Below are 7,041 nucleotides of genomic sequence, written 5' to 3' on the forward strand. Positions count from 1 at the left end.
GGAGGCAGCATATGCCCCAGCCATTTGATCAGGTGATCCAGGCCCAACTGAACGAGCTAAAAGAGCAGGGCGTGTATCGCAAGCTGCGCATCCTGAGCGGCGAGCAGCGACCGCGCTCGGTGATCGATGGGCGTGAGGTGATCAACCTGTCGTCGAACAACTACCTTGGACTGACCACCCATCCCAAGCTGTGCGAGGCGGCCAAAGCCGCGATCGACCGATACGGCGTCGGCACGGGCGCGGTCCGCACGATCATCGGCACGATGGACATTCACGAGGAGCTGGAGCGCAAGCTGGCGCAGTTCAAGCATACCGAGGCCACGCTGGTGCTTCAGAGCGGCTTCACGGCCAACCAGGCCGTTCTCGGCACGATCCTGGGCGACAGCGACCTTGTGATCTCCGACGAGCTCAATCATGCCTCGATCATCGACGGCGTGCGGCTGACCAAAGCGGCGCGCAAAGTCTACAAGCACAACGACATGGACGATCTGGAGCGCGTGCTGGAGGAAACCAGGAACAGCCAGCATCGCATCATCCTGATCGTCACCGACGGCGTCTTCTCGATGGACGGCGACATCGCGCCGCTGCCGCGTATCGCCGAGCTCGCCAAACACTACGGCGCGGTGACAATGGTCGACGATGCGCATGGATCGGGCGTGCTGGGCGCGCATGGCAGCGGCACCGTCCATCACTTCGGCATCGACAAAGAGTGGGACATCAGCGTCGGCACGCTCTCCAAAGCGATCGGCTCGGTCGGCGGCTATGCCGCGTGCTCGCAGGCGCTCCGCGAGCTGATGGAGCATCGCGCGCGGCCATTCCTGTTCTCAACCTCGCATCCGCCATCGGTCACGGCAACCTGTATCGCGGCCCTGGACTTGCTACAGAGCGATGAAGGACAGCGGCTGATCGATCAACTTTGGGATAACACGCGCTTCTTCAAGAGCGGCCTGGCGGCGCTAGGATTCAACACCGGCATCTCGGAAACCCCGATCACGCCGGTGATCGTCGGCGAGGGCGCGAAAGCGATGCAATTCTCGGACCGGCTGTTTGCCAGCGGCGTCTTCGCCCAGGGCATCGCCTACCCGACGGTTGCCCGCGACAAAGGCCGCGTGCGAACGATCGTCACGGCCACGCACACGCGCCAGGATCTGGAAGAAGCGCTCACCGTCTTCGAGCATGTCGGTCGCGAGATGGGCCTGATTGGGAGCGGGTAGTACCATGCGCGCGCGCCAAACGGCGTGGTAAAATAGAGCGTGAATGTAGTTGCCGAATAGGCAGGAGGATGCTATTATCGAAGCCGCAACACTAGCGCGTCGTGCGGTGACGGTAGCCGAGGACAAGCAGGCCCACGACATCGTTATGTTGGACCTGCGCGGGCTGACCACCATCGCCGACTACTTTGTGCTATGTACTGCTGAGAGCGAACGTCAGATCAGGGCAGTGATCGAGGCGCTCGACGAAGCGCTGGTCAAAGGTGGGGCGCATAATCCCAAGATCGAGGGCTCAGCGGAGACTGGCTGGGTGCTGCTCGACTTCAGCGATGTCATCGTCCACGTCTTCTCACCGGAGCAACGGGAGTTTTATCGGCTCGAACGGCTGTGGAAGCAAGCGCAGCCGGTGGTAGTCGTTCAGTAAAGGAACAATCTTCATGAGGGCCACTGCGCGTGATCGGTACCTACTATTTGCTCTAGGCGCTGCGGTTGGTAGTGCTTTGGGCCTCATCGTTGGCGCACTTGCCAGCTTTTGGCTCGGCGATGAGGCTGCCGAAGGCCTTAAGCGTGCGTTTCGGCACCTGTTTGGCCGTGATCGCCAGCCGAACTTTGAGTTGTTCCTGCAATAGCCCGCTGGCGGAGACGTGGCAAGAGCCACAACGCGCTCCAGCCGCCAGCCGAGTCGATCACAACATCGGTCCAGGCCGGATGTCGTAGCGGCGTCCAGGACTGGTGGTACTCGTCGCTGATCGCGTAGAGCACCGTGAGCGCGAGCGCCAGCCAGCGTCGCCGCCAATCTCCGAGCGCCCAGACATAGCACAAGGCCAGCACACCAAACACGGTGAAATGTGCTGTTTTCCGTAGGATCAGGTTGAGCAGGTCGCTGGCCGGACGCGGCAGGTCCGACTGTGACGAAAACCAGAAGATCAGGGCCATCCATGCAGCGGCGGGCAGCCAGCGCAGGATGGCCTTTGTGATTCTGCTTCGCGGATGGTGGCTTCTGCTCACCCGTTCTAACACCTGGAATACCACCTAGCGATGGATAATAAGAGCTGTGCGGTTTAGCTCTATGTAGCTATGCTGTGTAAAGGCTGTGGCGATCATAGGAATAGTAGGAACAAATAGTGCTTCTAGCTCAATATGAGTGATATTACCAGTTGAGATTAACAACAACTTGAATGGTTTTCGTACCACAAGAAATGAATTAACAAAGTCTGCGTCTTTGGTGACAACGACCTTTGCTCACGTTCCGAAATGTCGTTGATTTCGTTGTCAGTTGTACTATTTTTATTTGGCAGATCAAGTGTATGCACAACATCATGCCCCGCCTCCTTCAGACGGAACGCGAGACGACGTGGTAGATGAGCATCAACAAGGAAGTTCATGCTGCCAACAAGTCCATACGCTTGACATTTGCGAGACGCGCGGCAAAGGCAAGTGCTGCTAAAATATCCTCGCGCTCTAAATCCTCGTAGTCTGCCAGAATCTCATCCGTGGTCATCCCTGCGCTGAGGAGTTCCAAAATGGTTTCGACCGGATAGCGTAGCCCGCGAATCGTGGGTTTGCCGTGGCAGACGTGCGGCTCAATGGTAATACGATCAAGTAATGCCGTCATAGGTACTCCTGGCGCGCCATCAGACCGGCGTTTTGGAGAGTTCCCCTGATTCCGGCTAGTGCTGAGATAATAGAGTGATGTTAGTATAGCATGGTGTAGTAGCAGGTTTCGGCTGCTCTACATCCCGCCACCATCCAACGATGCACTAACCTACTACCGCGTGCTCGTCCACTGATCGACATTCCACGTCACGGGCGCGAGCGGATCGGGCTGCACGCCCTGCATACGCGGATGAGCGATCACCGCGATCGGTCGCTGAAAGAGCGGAATCACCGGCACCTCTTGCGTCCACAACTGCTGGTGCTTGAGATAATCCTGGGCGCGAGCGCGCTCGTCCAGCGTCGAGTTTGCCCGCCGCAGCGGCCACTCCGCCGCCTCGAAGCACCACCCACTGAAATTATTGCCGGTAAAGCCGTTCTCCTGTAGCGGAACCGCGTTACAGCTCCACAGCGGCAGGCCGCCCGGATCAACGCCCGCGATCCAGGCAAAGAGCGCCAGCTGGAAGTTGCGCCGGTACAGCGGGCCGGTCCCGCTGTAAAACTGGTCGATCGGCTGGAGCTCCGTCACGATCTGCACGCCGACCGCCTTGAGATCGGCGGCAATGCGCTCGGCCATCCCAACCCGCTGCGGCGTGTCGGTGGTCAGCAGCGTGAGCGTGAGCGGCTGGCCCTGCGCCAACTCGCGGATGCCATCGCCGTCCTTGTCGGTCAGGCCCGCCTCGTCCAGCAGCGCGCTTGCCTTCCCCGGATCGTAGGGATAGCGCATAAGCTGCTCGTCGCCAGCGTAGAATACCTGCTGATCGGGCAAGATCCAGCTCGACAGCGGCTTGACCTTCGAGCCAAAGAACGCATCGATCATGCCCTGGCGATTGATCGCATACGCTAGCGCCTGCCGGACACGCGGATCGTGCAGCCGCTCGTCGGCCAGATTCAGATCGAGATGCTCATAGACCGGGCCGGGCAGAAACGTCACGCTCGCCGCGCCGCTCTGCTGATCCTGATCGAGATAGGGATACAACTCCTGCGGAATACGCTCCAGCGTCGCCACATCGACCGTGCCGCCCGCCACGGCATTGCGTAGCTCGTCGGCGGAGCCGAAAAAGCGAAAGACGAGCTGCTCCGGCAGCTTTGCGTGATCGGGCCAGTACTCGTTGCGCTCCAGCACCAGTTGATCGCCCGGCTGCCGCTCAAGAAACGTAAACGGGCCGTAGCCCAGCGGCTGCTGCGCAAACTCGTCCAGGGCATCTCTCGCCGGGCGATCCTGAAGCCGATGGCGCGGCAGCGGCGGCCACGCGGTCGCGAGATAGTTGGGATCGATACGGCCAGGCTTCAGCACCGCGCGCGTCGTATGCTCGTCGACCTGCTCGTAGCGCTCGATGATCGAGCGCGCGACCTGCGCCTCCTGCGATGCCTGGACCTCGCCGAACAGCTCATAGGAGAAGACCGAGTCGGCGGCGGTCAGCGGCGTGCCATCGGCCCAGCGGAGCTTGGGATTCCAGCGATAGGTCACGACAAGCTGCTGCGTAGTCGTCGGCTGGCTCGTCTCGGTGACAGTGAACTGTCCCGTCGTATCCAGAAAGCCGCTCGCCGTCGTCACCTCGACGCCGCCGTTTGCCAGCGTCGGCAGCGTTTCGAGGATACCGGTAGTGGTGTAGGCATAGCCCATGCCCAGGACGGGCGCGGGAAACATCGCCTCGACGATCGGCGCGGCGGCGCGACCGTCGACCGAGAAGGGCAGCAGGTTATTGGGCGATTCCAGCAGCCCGATCGTCCATGCGCTAGGAGCCTCAGGTTCAGCGGGTGCCGCAGAGGCGATAGCGCTCGTGGGGCTGGCAGCGGGTGTCGGATTCGTGCTACCCGTCGCAGGCTGTGGCGGGGCGCTCTGCAACGAACAACCGAGCAAGAAAACGAATGTCAGCGCGATGATGCTCAGGCGAACAATCAACCGACCTCTTCCTTTCCAGAGAACACATTTCGAGCAGGCATGATACCAGATATCGGCAAGGGTCGCTTGGCCGCTGACCGGCGCTTAAACGCCGACGCACTGGCAAAGCCAGTGCGCCAGCGACGATCGAGACAATCTGCGTATCCCGTACCTGCGGCTAGAACTCGCCCGCGAAGTGACACGCGACCCAGTGAGCGGGTACTTTTTCTTCAAAGGGCGGATCGACCTCTTTACAGATCTCCTTGGCAAGCCAGCAGCGCGGGTGGAAGCGGCAGCCTGAGGGAGGCTTGAGCGGGCTGGGCACGTCGCCCTGCAAAATAATACGCTCGCGCCGCACCGTGGGATCGGGGATCGGAATCGCCGACATCAGCGCCTTGGTGTACGGATGCATCGGGTTACGGAAGAGCTCCTCGCGTGTCGCCAGCTCGGCCATCTTGCCGAGATACATCACGCCGACCCGATCGCTGATATGCTCGACCACGCTCAGGTTATGCGCGATGAACAGATAGGTCAGGCCAAGCTCGCGCTGAAGCTGCTTGAGCAGGTTCAACACCTGCGACTGGATCGACACGTCGAGGGCAGATACCGGCTCGTCGCAGACGATCAGCTTGGGCTCCATGATCAGCGCGCGAGCAATGCCGATGCGCTGCCGCTGGCCGCCCGAAAACTCGTGCGGGAAGCGCCGCGTCAGCTCAGGCCGCAGCCCCACGCGCAGCATCACGTCGCGCACCCGATCGAGCTGCTCGTTGCGATTGCCGATGCCGTGAATTTTCAGCCCCTCCGCGATGCTCTCGCCGATGATGATACGCGGATCGAGCGAGGCGTACGGGTCCTGAAAGACGATCTGCATGTCGCGGCGCAGCGCCTTCATCTCGCGACCGCTGGCATTGAGCACGTCCTTGCCCTCGAACACCACGTTCCCTGCGGTGGCGGGCAGCAGCCGCAGAATGGTCCGGCCCGTCGTGCTCTTACCACAGCCGGACTCGCCCACCAGGCCGAGCGTCTCACCGCGCTTGATCGTGAAGCTCACGCCGTCGACCGCCTGCACCTGGGCGATCGTCCGGCGCAAGATGCCGCCTTTGACCGGAAAATACTTTTTGAGATCCTGAACAACCAGCAGATCGTCCTTGGCGCGCGTCGCGCTTGATGGCTGGCTGGCTGTGGCATTACTCGTCGGATATGTCTGTGTCATGCTCCCCTCCAACCGCTAGTACAGCCAGCAGCGAACAAGGCGATTGCCTTCCAGCTTGATCAACGGCGGCTCTTCCTGATCGCAGCGCTCCATGCGATACGGGCAGCGGCTGGCAAAGCGGCAGCCGGGCGGTAGGTCGAGCAGGCTTGGAACCGTACCGGAGATGGTATCCAGCTCATCTTTGATCACGCCCAGCACCGGGATCGAGGCGATCAAGCCCTGGGTATAGGGATGCTTCGGCGCGGAGAATAGCTCTTTGACCGGCGCGTACTCCACGACCTTACCGGCGTACATCACCAGCACATTATCGACCATCTCGGCGACAACGCCCAGGTCATGGGTGATCAAGATGATCGCCGTGTTGATCTTCTCGCGCAGATCGCGCATCAGGTCGAGGATCTGGGCCTGGATCGTCACATCCAGCGCCGTCGTCGGCTCGTCGGCGATCAGCAGCTCAGGATTGCAGGCCAGGCCCATCGCGATCATCACGCGCTGGCACATGCCGCCCGAAAGCTGGTGCGGGTAGGTGCTCATGCGGCGACGCGGCTCGGCAATGCCCACCAGCGCCAGCAACTGCTCGCAGCGCTTATCGGCCTCGGCATCATCCAGACCTTTGTGGATCTTGAGCGCTTCTTTGATCTGATCGCCGACAGTAAACACCGGATTGAGCGCTGTCGTTGGTTGCTGGAAGATCATCGAGATCCGATTGCCGCGAATACCGCGCATCTCTTCTTCGGACAGCTCTAGCAGATCGTCCTCACCGAAGATGATCTCACCCTCGACAATCTCGCCGGGCGCGCTGATCAGCCGCAGCAGTGACATCGACGTAACCGATTTGCCGCAGCCCGACTCACCGACGATACCAAGCACCTCGCCGTGCTTGAGCGTAAAATCAACGCCGTCGACCGCCTTGACCACACCCTCTTCTGTAAAAAAATAGGTCTTGAGACCTTTGACTTTCAGGATGTAATTGTTTTTCTGTGCTGTAGCTGTGGTTGCCACCGCAGTGCCTCTCTCTACATCGAAATATTCGATAGATACCTAACACAAGCAAATGTTCGGCAACCGGCGATCGTCGC

The 7,041-nt window shown here is 60.6% G+C and carries 7 protein-coding genes; 2 read left to right on the forward strand and 5 right to left on the reverse strand.

Going from position 1 to position 7,041, the window contains the following annotated elements:
* Window positions 1-11 precede the first annotated feature (11 nt).
* Together VFZ66_16945 and rsfS are read left to right on the forward strand one after the other, a co-directional pair.
* Window positions 12-1,214 carry a glycine C-acetyltransferase gene (locus tag VFZ66_16945; GenBank protein HEX6290874.1) on the forward strand — a complete coding sequence of 401 codons (1,203 nt, stop codon included), beginning with the start codon at window positions 12-14 and terminating at the stop codon, window positions 1,212-1,214.
* Window positions 1,215-1,320: 106 nt separating this feature from the next.
* Window positions 1,321-1,635 carry a ribosome silencing factor gene (rsfS, locus tag VFZ66_16950; protein HEX6290875.1) on the forward strand — a complete coding sequence of 105 codons (315 nt, stop codon included), beginning with the start codon at window positions 1,321-1,323 and terminating at the stop codon, window positions 1,633-1,635.
* Between the two features lie 137 nt (window positions 1,636-1,772).
* Here rsfS and VFZ66_16955 read toward each other — a convergent pair whose 3' ends face one another.
* The 5 genes from VFZ66_16955 to VFZ66_16975 form a co-directional block, all read right to left on the reverse strand.
* Window positions 1,773-2,219, reverse strand: a complete 447-nt coding sequence (locus tag VFZ66_16955) for a VanZ family protein (GenBank protein HEX6290876.1) — start codon at window positions 2,217-2,219, stop codon at window positions 1,773-1,775.
* Between the two features lie 373 nt (window positions 2,220-2,592).
* Complete coding sequence (locus VFZ66_16960) at window positions 2,593-2,826, reverse strand: DUF433 domain-containing protein (protein ID HEX6290877.1); 234 nt, start codon at window positions 2,824-2,826, stop codon at window positions 2,593-2,595.
* 153 nt (window positions 2,827-2,979) lie between these two features.
* A complete protein-coding gene (locus tag VFZ66_16965; protein ID HEX6290878.1) occupies window positions 2,980-4,770 on the reverse strand; it encodes a peptide ABC transporter substrate-binding protein in 1,791 nt (596 codons plus the stop codon).
* A gap of 157 nt (window positions 4,771-4,927) precedes the next feature.
* On the reverse strand, window positions 4,928-5,962 hold the full coding sequence (locus VFZ66_16970; GenBank protein ID HEX6290879.1) for a dipeptide ABC transporter ATP-binding protein: 1,035 nt from the start codon (window positions 5,960-5,962) through the stop codon (window positions 4,928-4,930).
* Between the two features lie 15 nt (window positions 5,963-5,977).
* A complete protein-coding gene (locus VFZ66_16975; GenBank protein HEX6290880.1) occupies window positions 5,978-6,964 on the reverse strand; it encodes an ABC transporter ATP-binding protein in 987 nt (328 codons plus the stop codon).
* Between the last annotated feature and the right edge of the window lie 77 nt (window positions 6,965-7,041).

Source organism: Herpetosiphonaceae bacterium (assembly GCA_036374795.1).
Lineage (GTDB): Bacteria > Chloroflexota > Chloroflexia > Chloroflexales > Kallotenuaceae > LB3-1.